20 protein-coding genes are annotated in these 23,406 nt (G+C 47.8%); 12 read left to right on the forward strand and 8 right to left on the reverse strand.

Annotated features, from left to right (window positions below; all coding sequences use genetic code 11):
- Nucleotides 1-111: 111 nt before the first annotated feature.
- The 5 genes from FE784_RS19885 to FE784_RS19900 all read left to right on the forward strand — a co-directional run bounded on the left by FE784_RS19885 (nucleotide 112) and on the right by FE784_RS19900 (nucleotide 4,430).
- Nucleotides 112-576: a hypothetical protein gene (locus tag FE784_RS19885; protein ID WP_139603977.1), complete on the forward strand. Its 465-nt coding sequence runs from the start codon at nucleotides 112-114 to the stop codon at nucleotides 574-576.
- A gap of 4 nt (nucleotides 577-580) precedes the next feature.
- Complete coding sequence (locus FE784_RS19890) at nucleotides 581-1,297, forward strand: hypothetical protein (protein WP_176706373.1); 717 nt, start codon at nucleotides 581-583, stop codon at nucleotides 1,295-1,297.
- Nucleotides 1,298-1,421: 124 nt separating this feature from the next.
- Nucleotides 1,422-3,527, forward strand: coding sequence for a tape measure protein (locus FE784_RS19895; protein ID WP_139603978.1), 2,106 nt, complete (start codon nucleotides 1,422-1,424; stop codon nucleotides 3,525-3,527).
- A 17-nt stretch (nucleotides 3,528-3,544) separates the two neighbouring features.
- Nucleotides 3,545-3,721 carry a hypothetical protein gene (locus FE784_RS41000; RefSeq protein WP_176706374.1) on the forward strand — a complete coding sequence of 59 codons (177 nt, stop codon included), beginning with the start codon at nucleotides 3,545-3,547 and terminating at the stop codon, nucleotides 3,719-3,721.
- Between the two features lies 1 nt (nucleotide 3,722).
- Nucleotides 3,723-4,430: a hypothetical protein gene (locus tag FE784_RS19900; RefSeq protein ID WP_139603979.1), complete on the forward strand. Its 708-nt coding sequence runs from the start codon at nucleotides 3,723-3,725 to the stop codon at nucleotides 4,428-4,430.
- A gap of 52 nt (nucleotides 4,431-4,482) precedes the next feature.
- Here FE784_RS19900 and FE784_RS41005 read toward each other — a convergent pair whose 3' ends face one another.
- From FE784_RS41005 to FE784_RS19915, 4 genes are all read right to left on the reverse strand, one after another.
- Nucleotides 4,483-4,638, reverse strand: coding sequence for a hypothetical protein (locus tag FE784_RS41005; RefSeq protein WP_176706375.1), 156 nt, complete (start codon nucleotides 4,636-4,638; stop codon nucleotides 4,483-4,485).
- A gap of 64 nt (nucleotides 4,639-4,702) precedes the next feature.
- Nucleotides 4,703-4,969 (reverse strand): hypothetical protein, encoded by a 267-nt coding sequence (locus FE784_RS19905; protein WP_139603980.1) that lies wholly within the window; start codon nucleotides 4,967-4,969, stop codon nucleotides 4,703-4,705.
- Nucleotides 4,966-5,175, reverse strand: coding sequence for a hypothetical protein (locus FE784_RS19910; RefSeq protein ID WP_139603981.1), 210 nt, complete (start codon nucleotides 5,173-5,175; stop codon nucleotides 4,966-4,968). The genes FE784_RS19905 and FE784_RS19910 overlap by 4 nt, the downstream gene beginning before the upstream one ends.
- Complete coding sequence (locus FE784_RS19915; RefSeq protein WP_139603982.1) at nucleotides 5,168-5,389, reverse strand: hypothetical protein; 222 nt, start codon at nucleotides 5,387-5,389, stop codon at nucleotides 5,168-5,170. Before FE784_RS19915 ends, FE784_RS19910 begins: the two co-directional genes overlap by 8 nt.
- A 248-nt stretch (nucleotides 5,390-5,637) precedes the next feature.
- Between FE784_RS19915 and FE784_RS19920 the strand changes: the two genes are divergently transcribed.
- Complete coding sequence (locus FE784_RS19920) at nucleotides 5,638-6,228, forward strand: recombinase family protein (RefSeq protein WP_139603983.1); 591 nt, start codon at nucleotides 5,638-5,640, stop codon at nucleotides 6,226-6,228.
- A gap of 239 nt (nucleotides 6,229-6,467) precedes the next feature.
- Here FE784_RS19920 and FE784_RS19925 read toward each other — a convergent pair whose 3' ends face one another.
- The 3 genes from FE784_RS19925 to FE784_RS19935 form a co-directional block, all read right to left on the reverse strand.
- Complete coding sequence (locus tag FE784_RS19925) at nucleotides 6,468-7,709, reverse strand: DNA cytosine methyltransferase (protein WP_139603984.1); 1,242 nt, start codon at nucleotides 7,707-7,709, stop codon at nucleotides 6,468-6,470.
- 97 nt (nucleotides 7,710-7,806) lie between these two features.
- The gene (locus FE784_RS19930) at nucleotides 7,807-9,417 is read right to left on the reverse strand and encodes a hypothetical protein (protein WP_139603985.1); all 1,611 of its coding nucleotides are present in this window, start codon (nucleotides 9,415-9,417) and stop codon (nucleotides 7,807-7,809) included.
- A 21-nt stretch (nucleotides 9,418-9,438) separates the two neighbouring features.
- Nucleotides 9,439-9,795, reverse strand: coding sequence for a helix-turn-helix domain-containing protein (locus tag FE784_RS19935; protein ID WP_176706376.1), 357 nt, complete (start codon nucleotides 9,793-9,795; stop codon nucleotides 9,439-9,441).
- A gap of 735 nt (nucleotides 9,796-10,530) precedes the next feature.
- On the opposite strand from FE784_RS19935, the gene FE784_RS19940 reads away from it, so the two are divergent.
- The 3 genes from FE784_RS19940 to FE784_RS19950 are packed head-to-tail and all read left to right on the forward strand — an operon-like array spanning nucleotide 10,531 to nucleotide 13,591.
- The gene (locus FE784_RS19940) at nucleotides 10,531-11,694 is read left to right on the forward strand and encodes a DUF262 domain-containing protein (protein WP_176706377.1); all 1,164 of its coding nucleotides are present in this window, start codon (nucleotides 10,531-10,533) and stop codon (nucleotides 11,692-11,694) included.
- Nucleotides 11,669-12,730, forward strand: a complete 1,062-nt coding sequence (locus FE784_RS19945) for an AAA family ATPase (protein WP_139603988.1) — start codon at nucleotides 11,669-11,671, stop codon at nucleotides 12,728-12,730. Before FE784_RS19940 ends, FE784_RS19945 begins: the two co-directional genes overlap by 26 nt.
- A gap of 3 nt (nucleotides 12,731-12,733) precedes the next feature.
- Nucleotides 12,734-13,591, forward strand: a complete 858-nt coding sequence (locus FE784_RS19950; RefSeq protein WP_139603989.1) for a hypothetical protein — start codon at nucleotides 12,734-12,736, stop codon at nucleotides 13,589-13,591.
- Between the two features lie 639 nt (nucleotides 13,592-14,230).
- Here the strand turns inward: FE784_RS19950 and FE784_RS19955 are convergent.
- A complete protein-coding gene (locus FE784_RS19955) occupies nucleotides 14,231-14,485 on the reverse strand; it encodes a helix-turn-helix domain-containing protein (RefSeq protein WP_139603990.1) in 255 nt (84 codons plus the stop codon).
- 200 nt (nucleotides 14,486-14,685) lie between these two features.
- Between FE784_RS19955 and FE784_RS42440 the strand changes: the two genes are divergently transcribed.
- The 3 genes from FE784_RS42440 to FE784_RS19965 all read left to right on the forward strand — a co-directional run bounded on the left by FE784_RS42440 (nucleotide 14,686) and on the right by FE784_RS19965 (nucleotide 23,387).
- Nucleotides 14,686-14,814, forward strand: coding sequence for a hypothetical protein (locus FE784_RS42440; RefSeq protein WP_281287133.1), 129 nt, complete (start codon nucleotides 14,686-14,688; stop codon nucleotides 14,812-14,814).
- Nucleotides 14,815-14,860: 46 nt separating this feature from the next.
- Complete coding sequence (locus tag FE784_RS19960; protein WP_139603991.1) at nucleotides 14,861-15,214, forward strand: hypothetical protein; 354 nt, start codon at nucleotides 14,861-14,863, stop codon at nucleotides 15,212-15,214.
- Between the two features lie 385 nt (nucleotides 15,215-15,599).
- Nucleotides 15,600-23,387 carry a SpvB/TcaC N-terminal domain-containing protein gene (locus FE784_RS19965; protein WP_139603992.1) on the forward strand — a complete coding sequence of 2,596 codons (7,788 nt, stop codon included), beginning with the start codon at nucleotides 15,600-15,602 and terminating at the stop codon, nucleotides 23,385-23,387.
- Nucleotides 23,388-23,406 lie beyond the last annotated feature (19 nt).

Here is a 23,406-nt window from a genome sequence, read left to right on the forward strand (position 1 = left end):
AACAAAACCGTGTATGTTACGGCTGATTGAGACGGGAAGCCGGGGTTTTCGGCCTTCGGGCCTTTATATACGAAACGAACTTATAAAAAGTAAGTGAAAGGAGTTATCCAAATGACGGACTGGAACGACGAATACGCGCAGGCACTGAACGAATTGTACGACGATGGGTGGATTGAGGACTTCGAGGAATGGCAGCAGCATATGCGGGAGTTGGCCGCCGAATTGGATGAACTTGCCGACCTGGCGGGACGTTCCGCAGACGCAAAGCTGCACTTTCACACTGCGTGGATAGAAGCCGCCCATGCCCAGCTTGGAATGGACGCTTTTAATGGGACGTTCCCGAAATACCCCGAATTCTTGAAAGGCCAGGATAGGAAAGCTTACCTGGAACGGTTGGGGCAGTACGACGCAACGCTTAACGACTTATGGAAGGCGTACTTCGAAAAACGCAAAGCGCAGCGCCAGGCAGCCGCAACTGTGGCCGACCTGGACCACTGGTGGGCAGCGGACCAAGCACGGATGCGGGAGCGCACGGAACGCTTACAAGCATTAAAGAAGGAACGCAAGGAGGGCTGATAGGATGACCAATGAAGCGAATGCCCGACGCCCGCCGCAGGATATGGAAGAAAAGCGGAAGTTTCACCCGCAGGCCGATACGCTAAACATGATCGGTGAGAGGAACGGGAAGCCTGCGCTATTGTGTGGCGGCAAGCGTAAGCGGGGGCCGGGCCTATGCCGAAACTATGCGGGCATGGGGACTGACCACAGCGGCTACGGGCGCTGTAAATTCTGCGCCGGGTGCAGCACAGGCCCGCGTACCCAGGAAGGCAAGGCTGCAGCTGCACAGAACGCCCGTAAGCATGGCTTTTACAGTCCGGCGTTATACGGCGCAGAATGTGAGACTTACGAACAGCTGCGGGCGAAGGGCGTAGTAACGTTAGAAGATGAAATCTTCATGTGGAAAGCCAAGCTGCTTACCTACTTGCAAAAGTGGGAAAAGATTCGCCAGGAGAAAAGCGAAGAAGCTACGAGGGTATGGTATAAGGATGGCCACGAAAGGGCGTACTACTACGCCGGGACCGCCGAAGACAGGGTATTAAGTCGTAACCTGGAAACCCTAGGCCGACTGGTAGAGAAATACGCCCGGCTTCGCCCGGACGACGGCGAAGACTTGTTAAGCCAGATTAACGCCGAACTGCGGGCAGCGTCCCAGGCAAAGATCGCCATAGCCTGGAGCGGAAGACCAGCGCAACGTATAGTTAACCCGGACGAAACAAGTAAAGAAACAAAGAAATAAAGTTATCTTTCCTTATTACCTTCCCGATAGGCGGTTAATCGGCCACCTTCCCGATTATGGAAAATCGGCAGCCTTCGACGGTGGGCGGTAAACCGATTATTCGTAACGGGTGGGGCGGGCTGGAATGGCAAAAGAATTCACAATGGGCGCTAAAATGACACTGAAAGATCATTTTAGTAGCACTATTAAGCGGGTAAAGCAGTCTACAGAAGCTTTCGCAAAATCAGCGGACCTTACTCGCGATAAAAACGGCAGGCTGCGGGATAGCCTGGGGCGCTTCGCGGCTACTGCCGAACAGAGTAAGCGAAGCCTGGTAAGCTTTAGCGGCGGCCTTTCCAGCATGGGCGCAGCGGCTTCAGGGGCGCGAATGCACATAAGCGGGTTAGCCGGAGCAGTAACGGCCCTGGCGGTAGGCGTAGGTGCTAAAATGGGCTTCGACTGGCTGATCGGCGCGAACGCGGATATGGAACAGTACCAGAATACGCTGGGCGTCGTACTGAAAAGCCAGGAAAAGGCTGTAGAAACGCTGGCCTGGGCGCAGAAGTTCGCGGCTAAGACGCCTTTCGAGATTCCGCAAATTGTGGAAGCTACTACACGAATGAGCGCCTACGGCCTAGAAGCAAAGAAGGTAATGGGAATTACAGGCGATATGGCCGCCGTAATGGGTAAAGACTTAATGCAGGCCGTCGAAGCCGTAGCCGATGCGCAGACCGGGGAACTGGAACGCTTAAAGGAATTCGGCATAACGAAAAAGATGGTAGAAGACCAGGCGAAGCTGCTGGGGACTAGTCCGATAGATAAGTCTGGCAGCATTAGGGATATGAGAGCATTTAACGCTGCGCTATTCTCACTAATGGAAGACCGATTTAGGGGCGGTATGGAAATGCAGTCTAAGACGTTTAAGGGCATGGTATCGAACGTTAAGGATTTCATGGGTACGATGGGCCGCCAGCTAGGGAAGCCGCTTTTTGAGAAGGCGAAGGCCCGCCTGGGTATCTTCCTAGACACACTGAACAGGCTGCAGGCCGACGGTAATATAGACCGCTGGATAGGGAACGTACAGAAGGGCGCTGCTGTCGTTGGCGCTGGCTTCGGAAAAGTCGCCGGGGTAGTACGCCAATCATGGGCGCAGCTGCGCGGGTTTTACACCGAAAACCAGGGCAAGCTGGCGAAAATCGGCGCTGTGTTTGTAGCAGCGTTTAGCTCCGCAATACCTGTTATTAGCTGGTTATTTAATACGGGCTTGCCGATGGTAAACAGCTGGCTTTATAAGATAGCGGGCTGGGTAATGGATACAGCCGTATACTTCGTTGATAACTGGGGCTGGATTGATCCAATAGTTACCGGGCTGGCTATCTCCTTCGGTACGTACTACGCAGTCCTTAAAACGGTAGCCGCCTATACGAAGATAGCGACCGCCGTACAGACAGCCTATAATGCCTTCCTGGTAGGCGGTAGCGTCGCTGCAAAAGCCGTAGCAGCGGCCCAGGCAGCGTATAGCGCAGCTATGGTACGCGGGACGGCGGTAACACGGGTACTGGCAGCCGCCCAAGCGTTCTTTAACGTAGTCCTAATGGCTAACCCTATCGGCCTGGTAGTTGCCGCTATTGGCCTGCTGATCGGCGCGGGAATCCTGCTGTATAAGAACTGGGATAAGGTTACGGAATACGCCGGGAAGCTATGGGAAGGCATGAAGGCTGTCTGGGGCGCTATGACTTCCTGGGTAACGAACAAGATAACCGAAGCGAAGGAATGGGGCGCAAACATTATTATGACAATGGTAGACGGTATCCTGGGCGCGAAAGATAAGCTAGTAGACGGTGTAAAAAGTGTATTCAAGAAAGTAAGAGAGCTAATGCCGTTTTCCGACGCAAAGCGCGGGCCGTTTTCCGAACTGACCTACAGCGGCGGGGCGCTTATGACAACACTAGGCCAGGGCGTCGATAAGAAGGCTGCGCAGCTGAAAAAGTCGGTAACTTCGGCCTTCCAGGATACCGGGTTAGGTGTAAATATTGCACCGGGTAAAGTCGAAAGCCTAGCCCCAGCGCCTGCAGCAGCTTCGCCAGCCGCAGCGCCCCAGGTGACAATCCACGTAGGGGGGATCGAAATCAACGGGGCCGACGGCGATACCGAACGCATGGCTAACGAACTTATCGAAGTGATATACCGAAAAGCGAAAGACGCCGCGCAAATCCTGTCGTCGGTAGATAAAAGCGCACTGATCGGGTAATAGGGAGGAATGGGAGTATGGACGAAACCCAGCAAAGCGAAAAGCTGGCCGAAATGTTAGCTGCTGTGGGTATCAAACGGGGTAGCAGCTTTACAGGCAGCAAAGCAGCCTTATCGCAGTCACATGAACAGCAACTAAACGAAATGCTGGCAGCTGTAGGTATTAAAAAACAAAACGATAAAGGGGAAATGTAAAATGATTAGATCGTACGAAGAAATGCTGGAGAATATCAAAGCCTTCGAAGCCGCCAAGAACGCGGATAACGGGCAGTTGGACGCCGCAGCTGCGGAAGTAGAGCAGGCCCGCCAGCGGTATAACGCCCTGCTAGAACAGGCCCTGGATAACCCCGAAAAGCTGGCCGCAGAAGTCGCCCAGGCCCAGGGAATGGTAACTATCGCTGAAACGAAATTACAGCGCCTACGGGTGAGTCTGGACGCTGAGAAGAAGCAGTACCCGGACGGTATGGCCCTAGCCTTTATGAACGTCCAGGCAGAAATTCGCCGCAGAATCGCCGACGGAAGCCTGCTTCGTGAAGAATTCCAGCCCCTGCTGGACGAAACGAAAGAGCATATGCAGGCGTATATGGAAAAGCTGGCCGCTGTGTTCGTCAAAATGCACCAGGTAAACAAAAGCCTGGCGCATGTCCAGCGCAGCACAGCAATCGCTGTAACTCGATACACTGGCAAAGAAGCGCAGTTCGGGTTAGGTGGTCCAGAAACTTTATCGGAATTGGATTTTAGAGAATGGGCCTGGGTTAACTATCAACAATACGCTGACGACCTGTATAAGATTCGCAAGGCTGCTATGGAGGAAACAAGCCCCGAAGTGAAGCTGCCCCCTGTATATTCGCCGAACGAAGTTACGCCGACCAGCAGCACATTCCAGGAAGGAAACCAGCTGTGAAAATCGTGCGTAATCATCTCGAAGAAGGTGCGTAGGAAAAGAGGGGCCGAAGTTAGGCCCCTCTTTTCTTTGTCCGAAGTTTCTGTTTCATTTCAAGCTTACCAGCTTCGCAGTCGTCGATCAGTTGCATGTATTGTTCCGAATCCAGGAAAAGCATAGGAATAATTAAATTGCCCGTCGTCGCGTAATCCAAGTAGCGCGGCTTCATTCCCCATCAGCCCCTTTGTCATCCCGCTGCTGGGGACTATTAAGCCCTTACGCGGGATTCTTTTTTAGTTAATTGCACCCTTCGGCGTCCTGGGTATACGCGGCACGTTACCCGAAAAGCGAACCTGGCCGAACGCCAATTCTATAATAATCTTCGCCGACAGCGGATTTTTCAAATGATCGGTAAACGTCACAGCTGGAACAGGCCCCACAGCTGCGCCTTCCAAGGCCAGCGCCAGGAACTGAACGCTGCTTACCGCGTCAAGGCTTCCCGACAGGCTGCCGTTATCGTACGTTACTTCGCCCAGCTTCCCTACAGCTGTGAATTTCATGCCCCGGCCCCCAGGGCAACAGCGACTTCTTCCCAAAGCTGTTCAATATGTTTTTTTCCTTCGGCCCAGTCCCGCAGGAACGCCAGGGCGGCTTCCGCGTCGCGGTAGGATAGTTCATTAATCCGTTTATGAAGCGTAGCCCGCTTGTAGATGTATTCGGGGTCTATCGGCAATTGGGAAGCGGCTTGGTTATCTTTTTCACTCATGGACAGCTCCCTCAGAAGCATTATCTTCAACCAGCGCCTTCGTAACTTCTTCCCATAACGGCGTGACCTTCTTTGTACCATCGGCCCAAGCCCGCAAAAAGGCCAGGGCTGCTTCGGAATCCTTGTAAGATAGCGCCGCTATTTTTTCGTGTAACGTAGCCAACTTGTAAATATATTCTCTGTCTATCGGCAATGGTTCGTATTCACGCGCCATAAAAGTGCCCCCTTCCTTGATACAAGAAATTATAATTTACTACCGCGAATAAGTAACCAATTATCTCCAGATAACAGTTTCGTGTTAGTATCAAAAACCATTGTTTATGTAACACTCTTCAAATGAGTGGATTATGTGAGTTAGATAGCATGAAGATAGTACGAAACTCGTTCCGAAATCATATTTACGAAAATGTACGTTTATGATACTGTTATAACAACGATACATAAACGGAAGGAACGATATGAATGAGAATAGCATATGCAAGGGTTTCGACAGCAGACCAATCCCTTGATTTACAAATGGACGCACTAAAGAAATTCGGATATGACCGAATCTATACGGAGAAAGCAAGCGGCGGCAAGGATGACCGCCCTGAACTAGCAAAGGCTTTGGACATGTTGCGCGAAGGGGATGCTTTTATCGTTTACAAACTTGACCGTTTGGCACGTTCGACACTAAAGCTGATAGAAACACTTGATTTGCTTAACAAGAAAGGTGTGGAGTTCGTAAGTCTTTCTGACAATATTAACACCTCTACGGCGGCAGGAAAGGCTATGTTCGGCATGATGGCTGTTTTTGCGGAGTTTGAGAGGTCAATCATACGTGAACGTACCGTAGCAGGGCTTCAAGCGGCGAGAGCACGTGGACGCAAGGGAGGTCGTCCCTTAACAGATAAAAAGAAGCTAGACAAAGCGATCAAGCTATATGAGAGCGGAGAATTCACAGTAGCACAAATAGAAGAAATGACAGACGTAAGCAAGGGGTCGCTTTACCGTGAACTTAACAGAAGGAAACAAGAAGCAACAAATACGGTTGTGAAGTCCGAGAGCCGTTGAGAGGCTATGTAATAACTGATTAAGGTAGAGCCACCCTATGAGGGCGGCTTTTTTACTATGTTCTACGCGGTTATACAGGCTTCTAATTAGACCCCCACCCAGTGCCGAATTAATCGAAAAATTGAATTCATAAAAGAGTTAGGGTTGTATTAGCCGTGCAAAATTTTTCAGTAATTTAATGTGCGTACAGAAGAAAGAAGCCCCAAGCAAAATACTGATGCTGGGACTTCTTTCTTCTGTCACTGTTCACTTGCCGCGGCAACCTCATCCCATAGGGATCTGGAATTTACTACAACATTTCCATTAATGATTTCAAACTTACCTAGTCCGGAACCTCTTCCTGACCGAACTTTGGTATTCTTAAATGAATCAATTTGGATTTGTTCGTATTCTGACTCACTTAATAGAATGTTGGCTTTTAACGCTTCTTTAATACTTTTTCCAATAGACTTTGCAAGCAAAGGAGGCACCGCATTTCCAATTAACCGATGATTTGTCATATACGAACCCAGCATTTTATGTTTGTCAGGGATAGTTTGGAGGCGTTTCAGTTCAGAAATACCAAGTTTTCGATTCTCCCAATGGAATGGCCCTGTATTATTACCTGGATTAGCTTGAATTGTTAGAGAAGGTCTATCTCGATCAATTTTAAGCAAGAAGTACCAAAATTTACTTCGCCAATCAAAGAGAGGATTCGGATGTCCACGTTCCTTACAATAATAAGAGTAATTAAGTCCTTCGGGTATTTCTTCAAGTAAATGCGCATATTTTCCGTTGTATGCCGGAAAGTCAGTGGAATCAAATAGATCTCCAATAGCTTCATTAACAGTAACGTAAGGTAAGTAGCCTTGTAATTCAGAGTTAGACTCACTATGCGTCTCAGCCGGAAATTGGTACTTAATTCTATCTCTAAACCCCACAATAAATAATCTTTGTCTAAATTGTGGTACACCGTAATTTGCAGCATCAAGTACTTTCCAATATACGGTGTAGCCTGTATCTTTAAATGATTGCAAAATTGTCTTCCAATCTTCCCCCTTGTTTGATGATAAAATACCTCTAACATTTTCGAGCAAGAAAGCACGAGGCCTTATCTCTTTTAGAAGACGAATATAATGTTGAAATAAAACTCCGCGTTCGTCATCTAATCCTTTACGTTTTCCTGATTTTGAGAAGGATTGACAAGGGGGACCACCAGCAAGTAAATCAAGTTCTCCAGCATTTATTTTGGCTATCGACATTAATTCTTCTGGGGTTATATTTCTAATATCTTCAGTAAGATACGGTAACTCTGGAAAATTCAATTTTGTAATTGCCGCAGCATCTTTATCAATATCAAGAGCCACTTTGCATTCAAATCCCGCTGCATGTAGTCCTAAGTCTAACCCGAGCAACCCAGAAAACAATGAGATGCTTAACATTTCTAGTGATTCATAAGGTTCATCATTTATTGTCAAATATCCCTTTTTCTTTGTCTTCATTAATATCTGCCTCTCTAACGCTAATCTAACTTACCCATAAAAGTATTTTAACCTTTACCTAGTAAAAAAGTAAAGGTTAAATCCGGAACGAATGTTCTTATTTTAAATCTTCAAAACTTTTCCTAACTGTATTAGGTGTTCTGCTTTCATTAATCGGTTTTATCACCAGCTCCACAAATTTGGATAAATGTCCTGTATCAATTTTAATCCTATTGATAAAATCTTTGAAAGTGATGAACTTAAAGTTCACATCGACGCCCTCGATTGTGTCAGTATGTGGCGTTACGGAGGAAATATCATGAGCCACAAATATCACATCAACGCTCCATTCGGCGGGATCAGATATTCCCTCCCACTCTGTACGACGATGTTTTAAAGATTTTTGCAACGTTCTTTTATGTCCTTTAACATATAAATCAGTTAATCTTCCTGCATGAGCCTCGTATGCTAAAACCTGCTTCTTACTCACTTCTTGGTAATCAACATCACCTAATTTCTTTTTGCTTACATTACTCGCATTTACCGGGTCACCTAATCCACGCTGTCTCCAATTAAGGTTCTCCGGGATTAAGGAGGAGATAAAATCAACTATTCTCTGTTCAATAATACCAGTAGTATTAGTTTCCTTATTGGCAACAGTAGTCAAGAGATTATGGGTCTCACCTAAAGAAATAGACTCATTAATAATATGCGTTTTTGGCTTAGCGATTCTGATAATTCTTAAAAGCCATCTTCGCAACCAGCCAGCTAATTCGCGACGTGCTGGGAAGCCCATACCTTCCATAGCACGTAATATTCTTACGAGAGATTTTGCTGCACTTAATTGCGCTTCTTTTTTACTATGCGCCCAATTAATATCTAAGCGGGAAACAGATTTTGCGTTATTTAAGAAAGGATTGTCAGCGACTTCTAAACTGGGGGGGAATAAACCACATGCCCAATCAGCCACACTTCCTCTGGGATTAAACTCGTAAAGAATAGTCATGGGATGATCAAAGAACTCTGCAATAATACACTGAAAAAAAAGCATCTGTAGGTAAGGACCGAATGATTTGCCTCCAGGGTTTAAAAGAGTTAATAGATCTTTTTCAATTTCTCCAGAGTAATTCAATCTGGCGGCTACAGTAGCTATAATAGCAGTTGCTGATTCAGGGTCAAGGTCAGCCAATGTGGCCTCTTCTAATTTCTCATCATTGTCAATTAGATTCTTCACTAAGGACAAATCCAGCTTCGGAGCTAACTTGAAACCATTCAGAATCTTCTCGACATGTTTCCAATCGTATGTTTGCTTTTCATATCGGGAAGACAAAACATTAGTTATTTGTGCTGCAGACATCTTTTCCAGTTCAGCCAATCTTGCGATGAGTCCTGAGTGACTTAGTATATTACTTGCTTCACTAGTTGATAAATCAGTTTTCCCTACTAAGTCCTTATGTAATTCAATATAAATTGTGCTTAGTGGAGGGCCATACTTATCATCGCCGATATTCAACGCTATTCCTAAGATTTTCTTGAAATCTATACTTGCTGATCCGGACTCAATCCATGAATTGAATTCAAGCATTATCCAATTTGCGTGATCGTCTGATTGAATACCCAGAGCAATTAATCCCTTCTTAATTTCTTCTGTAACGATTTCTTCTTTCTCTGGTACTATTGGTAACATCATAGTTCGAACTGCTTCCCTCAGCTCAATATTTGCAGACATCACTTTTCACCCTCACATTTTTTAAATGTCGTGGTCCACCATTTTTATAATGTTCTTGATAATTTGATGGAACATCTTGATTTCATTTAAATTTCGTTCGCTAAGTAATTGCTTATGAACTTCAATTAAGGTTTCTTTTTCATATTGATTTTCATCTATATCGATATCTTTAAAATTGAATAAATCAAAGAGGGATAATTCTAAGGCTAGGGTGACTTTCTCAAGTGTTTCGAGTGAAACATTAACTTGTCCGCGTTCAATTTCACCAATATAACTTTGAGAAATTTGCATTTTTTCACCAAGTTCTGCCTGGGTAAATCCTTTTGCTTTTCTTAATTCTCTAATATTACTGCCTACTAATTTAATGAACTCTGACAATTCGATCACCCCTATTACAGGTTAAGGAAATAATTCAGGAACTTAAACAAACCAATAACATCTATAAATCATAAAATAATCACTATAATGGTTATTCTATGTTTTCAAATCTTTCCTAGATTGATTTTATTTATACAAAAATTTGAGATTTATTATCGATTAAAGCTAACGCAGATTCTCACATGTTTAAAAAGGGAGCAAGACAGATACAGGATATGCTTGATAAATACGCGGACTTGGCCAACATGAATGGTGGGGCTGCAGTTATCAGAAGATTAGCACACCATGAAATCATTCCAACCGAACAATTACAATCATTTAACAAGTTGTAAGAGCTATTGAGGGGTTTTAAAAGATTGATTGTACCATGCATGTACTACTTGCTGTCTAACAATTCACACTGGTTTGAAGGGTTTAATATGGCATCACTTAAGTATCCAGTGCCGAATGTAAGGAATAGCGTAAGGCAGCACTTGAAAATAGACGTCATTTTACCTGTTCTTTTCACATTGCTTATGGTTGTATACCTTTGATGGAGACTATCCTAGAAATGGTTTTAGGTAAAGCATAGAAATGAGTAAATCATGAAAGCCAGTGTATCCAAGAATCTAAAGAAAAGTGGGAAAATGTGTTACAATGTTCTCATATTAAATCCTCGTGAGGTGTCTCAATGTTAGGTAGTCTATAAAGAACCGATATTGTAAAGAATATAGAGTAATAAAAGGAGGGGATTTCGTGGAAAATATCGATGAAATTCTGGATAATGAAGATCTTGATTTGGACGAGGGTGATTTACTTAGTCCTAGCAAAGATAGAGAACTTAATGATATTTACCCTGAGGCCAATATAAAGGTAGAAAGGGAGCAGTATTCTATTTTTGAGCTAAATAGAAAGTTTGGAAAGGCACAAGTTGTGCTGGACCCTGATTTTCAGAGAGAGGATGTTTGGAAAAATCGTCAAAAGTCAGAACTAATTGAATCAGTACTAATGGGAATACCATTGCCCATATTTTATTTAAATGAAACCAAAGAAGGTAAACTTGTAGTTGTAGATGGTCGGCAAAGATTAACAGCATTCTTTCAATTTTTAAAGGAAGAATACAGACTTACTGATTTAAGGATATTGAAAGCATTAAACCTTAAAAAATTTAGCGAATTAGATAAAAAACTTCAAGCTAATTTGGAAGATTTCCAAATAATTGCACAGGTAATTAAACCACCCACTCCAGATCGTATCAAATTTGACATATTTGACAGGGTAAATAGAGGGGGAACTCCTCTAAATAATCAAGAAATGAGAAATGCTTTATATCAAGGAAAGTCTACTTTACTACTAAGAAATTTGTCTGCTAAAGAAGTATTCAAAAGAGTAACCAATAATTCAATTAATTCAAAAAGAATGAAAGACCGCTATCTTATTCTTAGATTCATTGGCTTTTATTTGTTGAAGGTTGAGATTTTAAAAGATGCAAATGGAGAGTTAATTGAGTATAAAGGGGATATAGATGAATTTCTTGGGAAGATAATGGATTACATAAATGAATTGACCAATGAAGAAATTAAAGTGTTGGAAAAATTATTCGAAAAAACAATGAGAAATAATGAAATTATTTTTAATGATGATGCTTTTCGAAGAATTGCCAGAAGTGGAAAGAGACAGCCGATAAACATGTTGTTATTTGAAGCATTAAGTTACTTATTTACAATGTTTGAAGAAGAGTATTGCTTAGAAAACAAGGAAAAAATTAAAAGTGTTTGTTTTGAATTATTAAAAGATGAGCATTTGAATAAATTATTAACAAATGACCGTGGTCGAGGAATTGTAGTGCCAGAAATAATGAAGTTAATGGATACTTTAAAGGAGAGGCTGTTGAATGATAACCAAGTTGAAAATTCATAATTTAAAGTGTTTTGACAGTGTTGAAATGTCTTTAAATAACTTTACACTACTGACAGGGATGAACTCAGCTGGAAAATCTACTATTATTCAGGCTATTTTATTAGCAGTTCAAAATGTTACAGAAAATGGGCGTTTTCCTTTAAATGGAAGGCTAGTATCCTTAGGTCAGTTTTCTGATGTCAGGAATTTTATACGAAATGCTAAAGAGTTTGAAGTTGAGGTTTCATCCAAAAATAACAACTCGGTAAAATTTAAATTTATCGAAAATGGTCAGGAAGTAAAATGCGAAATAACCAATGATAGTGAGGTGTTAATTGATTATTTGCATCAAAAAAATCATAGAATAAGCTATTTCTCTTCGAAACGTATTGGATCGCAAGATTTGTACCTTAAAAACTATGATAGTTATCTCAACTTTGGGATATTAGGTGAATTTGCTATCGATTATTTTGAGAAAAACAAAAGTACTCAAATTGAAGATTACTTAATTAAGGAAAAGCCAGTTGGAAAAACTCTAGAACTTCAAGTGAACTACTGGCTCAAGTATATTTTAAATTGCGAAATATCAACTGAAGATATATCAGGAACTGATCAAGTGAGAGTGAAGTATAAATACTCGAACAATAGATATGTTCGACCTAGAAATATAGGTTCTGGTTTAAGTTATATAATTTCTTTGTTAATTAGTGTAATGTCCTCCAAAAAAGATGATCTGATAATAATTGAGAATCCCGAAATACACTTACATCCAAGTGCACAATCAAAATTAACGGAATTTTTAACGTTTTGTTCAGAAAATGGAATTAAATTAATTGTTGAAACTCATAGTGATCACATTTTTAATGGGGTAAGAAAATCTATTTTTAATAAAGTTATTAGTAAAAATAATCTTTCTGTATATTTTTGCAAATTAACAGATGATTTATTAACAGAACCAGTCGAAATATTCTTCAATCAAAAAGGCGATGTGGAGAATCATCAAAGGGGCTTATTTGACCAGTTTGATGAAGACCTAGATGAAATGTTGGGGTTATAGAATATGGAAGTGTTAATGAATGAATTGTCATTAGAAGGGCAATTTACAGATCTTAATGAATTCTTAAATTCTTTAAGGGAGTTTATATTAATACAGAAAATAATGGATGCTGCTCAAATTAAATTACTGAAACATTATAATCTACTAAATGAGAAAGTAACAGTATCCCACTCATTACACGCTGTTTTAACAGATAATAGCATTAAAACTACTAGTGAGATTAGAAGATTTAAAATATATTTAAAAAGGTTACTATCAGATCCTTCATTTTGGCATGAGAATCAATTTCACAAACAATCTGATAGATATACATGTAAATTCACAGATAAAACCCATGACTATTCTTTAGCGGAGGCCTGTGAAAGAGACAGACGAGTACTTTCCTTTGAAAACAAGAAATTTAAAGATAATACAATAGTTATTGAGAAGAACAATGCGGAAGTAATGACTTTATTAAACTTTCATAATGCTCAATCTCTAAGTGAAATATTGTTTGAGGAAAATGCCATAAATGAGAAAGATTATTGTGATGTCCGATTTGTAGAAACTAATCTTTCTTTTGATCATCTAGATGAGAACTTTTCTTTTGGGATATTAAATTATGAAGAAAAAAGACAATTCATATCCACGTTTAAAATGTTTTCCGAAATGTCTTGGGATGATATTTTAAATCATGATGGACTTGATTACAAACCATATACTCCTTCAGGGCAAAGTTGGTTTGAAAACACACCATTTCATAATACTAAAATTTATAAATTTAGAACTTCACAAAAGTTAAGATGCTTTGGTTTTAGGGAAGAGGACATTTTTTATGTACTGAGATTTGAAAGAGATCACAAAATTAGTGATAAAGGGTAATTATTGATATCAACTTCTGCGTCTAGTAATATGCTTATCTTATTCTGCAATTATTTTGTCTTTTTAGCGAATACTGCCACATCTTGCTACTGTCATTATTACTTATTCCGCACATGTGGAGTGCGTAGACTCCTAATTAAAGAAGAATAAAAAGTCCTTGTGTCGAGGCGCGTAAAAGAAGGTTGTTTAACTGTACATATTAGCCCCCTTTACCGAATTATATAGCGCGTATGCGTTTGTAACCAATTGTCTCCAGGTGACACCATTGGCCTGCTACGGGGGATAAAGGAAAAAGCCAGTAACACGTACTTTTCAAGCCCATTAAGATGGTGCGATTTTGGTGTTAAAACTTGGTGCGATATAGAGAAACAGCATTCATAATGGACAGATAAGAATTAATGCAATTAATGTACGACTGTTCTTACATTATCGTGGTGTTAACGCCGAACATAAAGAATTAATGCGAATTATCCAATATAACAGACAATAAAAAAATGCACCGTACCCCGCATACGGTTCATGTGAAGTTTGAACTTACTACTCCACAGGATCTGCCTATTTAGTGGATAATCCAACTATATCGCCTTCCGAAGAGCCTCTTCGGAAGGCATTTTCGTTTGCTTCGACATTTGGAAGGCATCATTCAACCGTTTCCTCCCCCAATAGCTCAAGAATGGAAACATCCAATGCCTTTGCAATGGCAACGACCTCATAATCCTGTACAAGGCGATACTGCCCCTCCAGTCGGGACAGGCTGGTCGAACTGATGTCCAAGCCGAAAGTTTGCAGTCTGGCGAGAAATTCCTTTTGCTTCATTCGTTTGGCCTTTCGGATGGCGACAACACGGGTGCCGATAATATTTTTGTCGCCCGGCGGTTCCTTGCGGTGCTTCATTCACGGTCACCTCACATTTTATCCAAATTGTATGCGAGGATAGTATTGCTTTAATGCGAATATCGCATTAAAATAAAATAAACCGATTTTCGCATTAAAATGCGAATGATCGCATCCGGTACAATCAGGGAAACGCTCAAGGAAGGAGGCGCGAGTTAAGCGATGAAGGAGCTGTTGCGCAAGTACGAGGAAGAAAGCAAATGTTTAATGAGTTGGACTGGGGATCGCTTGAGCAGGGAATTCCGCTTGGCCAAAATGAAACGGTTCAGGTCCAAAGCCGCAAGGTAGACGATTTGGTTATCCGGTTTCATTTGTCCAATAACGGCTGAGGGAGAGCAATGCATCTTTAAGGCTTGCTCGCGAGGAGGAGTGGTCATGGATATTCCGTCATGGTTCCAAAGCGCTATTCAGCGGCGGCTGGATTATGTTTCGGCTCGAATCGAGCGTCATCCGGACCTGCACAAGTATCGCGTAGAAGAGGAAAAGGCTTTTGAGGCGTTGTTTTCCGAGACGGATAAAACGCAGTGGCCGGAGTTTATGGAATGGGAGGATAAGCATCATTACAAGCTGGCATTGGAGAACGAACGCTTGTATTTGCAAGGAATGCGTGACGGCGTTCAGCTTGTCGTTGCGCTGCTATCCGATCCTTTTACTCCAGCTGCGGCTTATTGTGCAAAAGAAGCGGGAATTTCGGCCTCTGCAGCATCGGAAGCTGAAGCTGAATGCTAATCTCGTTTTAGCATACTCCGAGAGGCATTTGAACGGAAATCAAGATTTTCCGGGAAAATCGAACTATATGAAGGCTCTTTTTTGGACTGTCCTCGCGACAGTCCTTTTTGCTCTCTGATTTGCGTGAAATTGTGAAGCTTCTGAAATAGTAGGAGATTACGGAGTAAAGCGCCGACTGTCCCCCAAGGCTCATATCACTCTTTTGAACCAATTTCCCCCATCATAAGCACTAGAGTTACAACAATCGACAGACTTTTTATACTCCCCGCTTCTATACTGTAGGTGTTCTGCGTATGGCCTCTCCCCGCGAAGAAAGATTACCTTGCTGGTATTACCCAAACTGCACATACAGGCTCAAAGAGACCTTGAAGGAGTGACGACCCCCATGTCCTTGCCGGACAAGGAAACAAGTCCAAGTAAAGACAAGCACGCGCTAACGGTGCCTTCGATCTCGCTGCCCAAAGGAGGCGGGGCGATCCGCAGCATCGGCGAGAAGTTCGCGTCCAACCCGGTCACGGGAACCGGTTCGATGACCGTTCCCATCGCCAGCAGCCCGGGCCGTTCCGGCTTCGGCCCGCAGCTTTCCCTATCGTACGACTCGGGGGCGGGAAATGGGCCGTTTGGCCTCGGATGGAGCCTGTCGCTTCCCTCGATCACGCGCAAAACCGATAAGGGGCTGCCTCGTTACCGGGATGACCGGGAGCCGGAGCCGGAGTCGGATGTGTTTATGTTGTCCGGCGCCGAAGACCTGGTGCCTGTGCTCGTACAGGATGCGCGGGGAAGCTGGAAGCGCGAAGAGCTGCCGCCGCGTACGGTGGACGGGACAAGCTATCTCATTCGCCGCTATCGGCCGCGCGTCGAAGGACTGTTCGCCAGGATCGAGCGATGGACCAACTCATCCAAGCCGGATGATGTCTTTTGGCGTTCGATCTCGAAGGATAATGTCACAACCTGGTATGGCCGAAGCGAGCATTCGCGCATCGCCGATCCGGAGCATCCGGAACGCATCTTCAGCTGGCTCATCTGCGAGAGCTATGACGACAAGGGGAATGAGATCACTTACCGGTATAAGTCGGAAAATGCCGAAAATATCGATCTTTCGCCGGCTCACCAGCGAAATCGCGGCGATCAAGCGGATCCTCGCCGTACCGTCAACAAATACATCAAACGAATCCGCTATGGCAACCACGTGCCTTATTTTCCCGAACTCCTGTCAAACCGATCGTGGCCGGACCCGCCGGGCGACAACCATTGGCATTTTGAAGTCGTGTTCGATTACGGCGAGCACGATGCGACCAACCCCACACCTCAAGAGACCGGCATCTGGTCGTCTCGTCCCGACCCCTTCTCGGCTTACCGCTCCACGTTCGAAATACGTACCCACCGCTTATGTCGGCGCATCCTGATGTTTCATCATTTTCCGGATGATCCGGAAAGCCAGAAAGGGTATGACGGTCTAGTTCGTTCGACCGATTTCACTTACCAGGCCGATCAAGATCGTTCCCATTCTCTTACACCGGTTTATTCCAAGCTTATGAAAGTGACGCAAAACAGCTATCGGCTGACGGCAGATGGAACCTATCTGACTGCGGCGCTGCCTCCGGTCGAGTTCACCTACAGCGAGGCCGTTATTCAGACGGAAGTGCATGAGATAGATAACGATAGCCTCGCCAATGTACCGGTCGGGATCGACGGCACCGACTATCTGTTCGTCGACCTCGACGGCGAAGGGATGTCGGGCGTACTGACCGAGCAGGCGAATGCCTGGTTCTACAAACGCAACCTCGGCCCGACCAACCTGGTTGTCGGAGAGGAGGGAGAACGCTTGGAGGCGAAGTTCGCGCCGATGGAGCCAGTGTCGCCGAAGCCTGACATGGCGTTGGCGGGGCAAGCGCGATTCCTCGATCTGGCAGGGGACGGCCTTCCGGAATTGGTGCAATATGCAGGTCCGACGCCGGGGTTTTACGAACGGACGACGGACGGGGAGTGGGAGCCGTTCGTACCGTTCGCCTCACTGCCCCAAGTGAACTGGAGCGACCCGAATCTGAAGTTCATCGATCTTGACGGCGACGGGCGGGCCGATATTCTGATCAGCGAGCACGACGCATTCGTATGGCATCGCTCGCTCGGCGAAAAAGGCTTTGAGGCGGCGCGGCGCAAGAGCAAGCCGTGGGATGAAGAAAAGGGACCGCACATCGTGTTTGCCGATGAAGAGCAATCCATCCATTTATCGGATATGTCGGGCGACGGTCTCATCGATATTGTGCGTATTCGCAACAAGGAGGTGTGCTATTGGCCCAATCTCGGCTATGGCCGCTTCGGTGCGAAGGTGACGATGGATAACGCGCCCCGGTTAGACTATGACGATCAATTTGACCCCGGCCGTATCCGGTTGGCCGATATCGACGGCTCGGGGACGACGGACCTGATATACCTATGCTCCGGCGGTGTTCATATTTATTTCAATCAGTGCGGCAACAGCTGGAGCGATCCGACTGCGATCGGACATGTTCCCGCTCCCGATCCTCTTACTCGGGTGCAAGTGGCGGATCTGCTCGGCAATGGAACGGCGTGCCTGGTCTGGTCTTCCTCTTTGCCGGGCGATGCGCGAAGACCGCTGCGCTACCTGAACCTGATCGGCGGGCAAAAGCCTCACCTGCTTGTCAAAACGGTCAACAACCTGGGTGCGGAGACGACGGTGGAGTATGCGCCTTCGACCAAGTTCTACCTGCAGGACAAGCAGGCCGGCAAGCCTTGGATCACCAAGCTGCCCGGTCTGGTGCATTGCGTGGAGAAGGTGACGGTGCATGACAAGTGGCGCAAAGCCACGTTCACGACGACCTACAGTTACCATCACGGATATTTTGACGGGCCGGAGCGCGAGTTTCGCGGCTTTGGCCGCGTGGAACAGGTAGATGTGGAGAATTACGGCAAGTTTGCCGCGGGCAACGCAAGCAGCCCCTACATCACCGACGACCAAACGCTGTATCAGCCGCCTGTCAAAACCGTGACCTGGTATCACACCGGGGCCTTTTTTGAAGACAGACGCATACTGGAGCATTTTAAAGAAGAGTACTTTCCTAACGGCGTTCAACAGGAGAATCCGGGCGCGCAAGGGCTCGGCGCATTCCGAGAGCATGCATGGCCCGAACCCGACCTTGATGCACTGGACCTGAGTGCCGACGAACGGCGCGAAGCGCTGCGCGCATGCAAGGGCACGATGCTGCGGCAAGAGGTGTACGAGCTTGATGTGGACTTGCTGGCGGCCGGCACGCATAAACCGGTGAAGCTGTTTACGGCTGCCTGCCGCAGCGTTCGCATTCGGCTCGTGCAGCCGAAAGCGGCAAATCCGCATGCGGTTTTTCACGTTGCCGAGAGCGAAGCGATCACGTATCACTACGAGCTGGACTTGTACGATGAACAGCCGAAGCCGGATCCGCGCGTCGTTCATACGCTCAACTTGAGCGTGGACGAATACGGCAACGTCCTGCAGTCCGTCACGGCGGTCTATCCTCGCCTGGGCGAGTATGCGGATGCCGCGTTGAAGGCCGATGCGCTGGAGCTGATCCGGCACGTACAGTCCGAACGGCATGCGTCCTATACCGAGACGCGTTACACCGACGACGTGCTCGATCCGGACAACTGCCGGCTCCGCCTGCCCTGCGAGATACTGAAATATGAATTGACCGGCATGCCGGTCGCGGATCGCTATTTTACTTTGGACGAGCTGCGCGCCTGCAAGCTGAGCGGCCACTACCCGAACAGCGGCACGATCGTCGAGGAGATCGCCTACCACACGCCGCCGGACGGCGTATCACGGCAAAAGCGCATTGTGGAGCATACCCGCACGCTATTTTTCGACACCGCCCTGGATAAGCCGCTGAAGCTGGGGCAGCTGAACGCGCTCGCTTTGACGTATGAAACCTACAAGCTCGCCCATACCGATGACCTTCTCGGCGTCGTGTTTGGGGACAAGCTCAGCACGGACGTTGCGGCGGCGCTGACGGACAAGAAGACGAGCGGCTACCTAAGCGGTGCCGAGCTGATTGCGCGCTTAGGCGCGAATTCGGCTGGTCAGTATTGGGTGTGCTCGGGTGTGGCGGGCTTTCACGCCGACGCCTCACGGCACTTCTTTTTGCCCGAGCGGTTCACGGATCCTTTCGGAAACGAGACGATATTGACCTATGACCCGCGGGATCTCTACATCCGGTCGAGCACGGATGCGCTTGGCAACCGGACGGAGGTTGCCGAGTTCGACTTTCGCGTGATGGCCGCATGTCGGATGAAGGATGCGAACGATAATGTCTCGGAGGTGCGGTTCGATATATTGGGCATGCCCGCCGTGATGGCGGTAACGGGCAAGGGCACCGAAGCCGACAGCCTGAACGGCTTCGATGACGCGCACCTGAACTTGGATTCGGATATCCGGCGAAAGTTTTTCCACTTGCAAGACTATGACGAGGCCTATGCGAAACAGCTGCTGAAGCATGCAAGCATGCGGTATGTGTATCATTTCGGCGAAAGTGTCCAAAACGGCACGATCGCCTGGGGGCAGCATCCCGCCTGCGCCTGCACGATCCGGCGCGAGCGGCACGCGGCCGACGAGCCGGACAGCCCGCTGCAGTGCGGCTTCGAGTACTCGGACGGGACGGGCAACGTGCTGGTGAAAAAGGCGCAAGCCGAGCCGGAACAGCCCGGCGGGCCTCTGCGGTGGGTCGCCGGCGGCAAAACGATCCTTAATAACAAGGGGAAGCCGGTTAAACAATATGAGCCGTATTTCAGCCCGCCGGAGGTCGGCCATCGCTTCGAGGAGCCGATAGAAGCGGGTGTGACGCCGGTGATCTATTATGACGCGGTCGGAAGGGCGATCCGTACGGATTCGCCGGACGGTTCCTACAGCCGAATCCAATTTTCACCGTGGCATGTGGCCCGCTTCGATGCGAACGACACGATAAAGGAAGACGGCAACGCCTGGTTTGCCGGAATGAGTGCGCCGACCGCTTCCGCGGAGGAGCGGCTCGCAGCCCGGCTTGCGGCCGAGCATGCGGATACGCCTGCGGTGACGGTGCTCGACAGCCTCGGGCGCGAGGTGGTCGAGATTGCCCACAACAGGGTCGGATCGGGCGATGCGGCGTCGGACGAGAAATATGTCACGTTCACCAAGCTGGATGCCGAAGGCAGGCCGCTGTGGGTACAGGACGCACGGGGCAACCAGGTGATGCAAACCATTACGCCGCAGCTGCAGGGCGGCGTTCACCCGTTCCATGACCCGAACAACCTGCGTCCGCAGCTATTTTCGCCGTGCTACGACTTGGCGGGCCGCCTGCTGTTTCAGCACGGCATGGATACAGGAGACCGCTGGATGCTGCATGATGCGGCGGGCAAGCCAATGTTCGCCTGGAACAGCCGCTTGTTCAAAACGAGGATGACTTACGATGAATTGCAGCGTCCGCTCGGCTCCTTTGTCATCGGCGCCGACCCGGCCGATCCTGCACGGGAGATTCAATTTGCGAAGCAGGTATACGGCGAAGGACAGGATCGCGACAAGCAGCGCAACCTTCGCGGCAGGCTGTATAAGCAATACGACACGGCGGGCCTGGTTGCCACCGAATGTTACGACTTCAAGGGGAATCCGCTGCGCACGGTGCGCCAAATGACGTCGGATTACAAATCGACCCCGGACTGGTCGCGCGATCCGGCATTGGAAGCGGAGGCGTTTGCCGCCGGCACCCGTTACGACGCGCTGAACCGGCCGGTCCAAATCGTCGCGCCGCACAGCACGACGGCCGGCATACAGCGCATCCCTATTACCCAGCCGGTCTACAATGAGGCCGGGCTGCTGGAGCGGGTGGACGTGTGGCAAGGTTTGCCGGCCGAACCGGAAGCGCTGCTTGCCGCTCATACGGCAAGCCGGCAGCCGGTGAAGAGCATTGCCTACAATGCCAAAGGGCAGCGTGTGCATTTGCGATACGGCAACGGATCGGAAACCGGTTACGACTATGATAAGGCGACCTTTCGGCTTAAGCGGCTGAAGACTACCCGTGAGAGTGACGGCGCGCTGTTGCAGGACTTGAACTACACCTACGACCCGGTGGGCAACGTAACCCAGATTCGCGACAACGTCCAGGATCTTGTGTTTCATAACAACCGGTGTGTGCTTCCGGGCGCGAAATATCGCTACGATGCATTGTACAGACTGATCGCTGCCAGCGGACGGGAGCACAGGGGGAACGGTCGCCAATATGACGGGGACGACAGCTCCCGCTTTGTGCCCATGCTGCCTAACGACTGCCAGGCGCTGCAGAACTACGTCGAGACGTATCGTTATGACGAGGTCGGCAACATCATGCAAATGGTTCATCACGCCGGAAGCGGCCTGGAGCAGCCGGGTCAGGCGATTTGGAACCGGCGTTACCAATATGCGTCGGACAGCAACCGCTTGCTCGCCGCCAGCGTGCCTGGCGATCCCGACAACATGCCGGACTATGCGGCATCACCGGGCGGATACGGCGCCAAATATACGTATGACTTGCATGGCAACATGACGGCGATGCCGCATTTATCTCAAATGAGCTGGGATTTCAATGACCGATTGATCGCGACAACGAGTATGGTGAGGTACGGCGATTCGCCACCGGATCAAGTACCCGCGGCTACTTATTACGTTTACGATGCGGCAGGCCGGCGCGTCCGCAAAGTGACCGAAACGCAAACCGGCGCACTCCGTAAGCAGCGCATTTATTTTGGCGGGTATGAGGTATATCGTGAATACGGCGGCGGCGCGGTCGAGCTGGAGCGCGAATCGCTGCATGTCACGGACGGCCAGCAGCGAGTGGCGTTGATGGAGTCGCAGACGATCAAAGATCGTACTCCGATTGTTAGCCCGCAGCCCCTTGTCCGCTACCAGCTCGGCAACCATCTCGGCTCGGCAAGCCTGGAATTGGATGAGAACGCGGCAGTGATCACCTATGAGGAGTATACGCCCTATGGCAGCACCGCTTACTGTGCCGGCCGCAGCGCCGCCGAGGCGAGCTTAAAGCGTTACCGGTACACCGGCAAGGAGCGGGACGAGGAGAGCGGGTTTAGTTATCACGGCGCGAGGTATTATGCTCCTTGGCTGGGGAGGTGGACGAGCTGCGATCCGATCGGAATCAGGGATGGGACCAACCTATTCCAATACGTTCAGAGCAACCCCGTTCGATGGGTCGATTATACGGGTACGCAGACGCAATCCAAAAATGCCGAGCATTTCGCTGCCGGAAAAGCATGGGAGAGAAAAGTTTTAGACTTGGTCAAAGAAAGGATACCGACCGTAGAACAAGTCACGGTCAAGGCTACGATTGACGGAAAGGTGGTCGAGTCCGTCCTTGACGGTCTCGGGTTGGACAAAAAAGGCTGGATCGTGATCGAATCGAAGCTAAGCGCGGAAACGGAGCTTACCGAATCGCAGAAGAAGATAAGGGAGCACCTATTGTCCGGCAAGGCGGTTACCCTATCGGCAACCGACAAAGCGAAGATCGCCGAGATTGCGGATAAGCTCAAGGTAAGTCCGAGCACTCCGATCTCAACCTCGCGATATGAGATCATTCGCAGAGGAAACGTAGGCAAAGTTCTTTCGGAGCTGGAAGTGATTCCGAAAGGATACGGAACCGTTTTGCATGCTTCGGGAGAACTATCCGTACATTCGCAAGACGAGATGCAGATCATCGCGGCCGTCATGCGGAACCATCCCGGTATGGATTCCAAGACCGCCGTCAGCCTGATGAAAAGGGCTATTCAAGAACAAGAATTGGCCAAAAACAATGTGAATCGCGTGCAGCAAATGATGAAGACGAACATTAATCAAAATGCGGAAGCGCAGGCTCACGGCGAAGTAAGAATGAGCATAGCGGTGGGGGGCGGCATCAATACGCTGGCCGCGTTTGGTCAGATTCTTAATCTTGGAGCCGGTCTTGGCTATGGGGCTTTAGGCGGGACTGCTACAGCCGGGGGTGCATCCGCAACCGAAGGCGCAGGCGGTGCGGGTGCCTCTGCATGGACCCGTGTGCGTGTACATGTCGGCATACGAATAGCCGAGGGTGTAGGTGTGGAAGCGACCGAGGCTGCCGGTGCGGAAGCGGTTGAGGAGGAAATCGCGCATCAAGTGTTAAAACGGATGGTAATCCCGCGATGACAGCTAAACCATAACAGGA

This window comes from Paenibacillus hemerocallicola (assembly GCF_006265175.1).
GTDB lineage: Bacteria > Bacillota > Bacilli > Paenibacillales > NBRC-103111 > Paenibacillus_AB > Paenibacillus_AB hemerocallicola.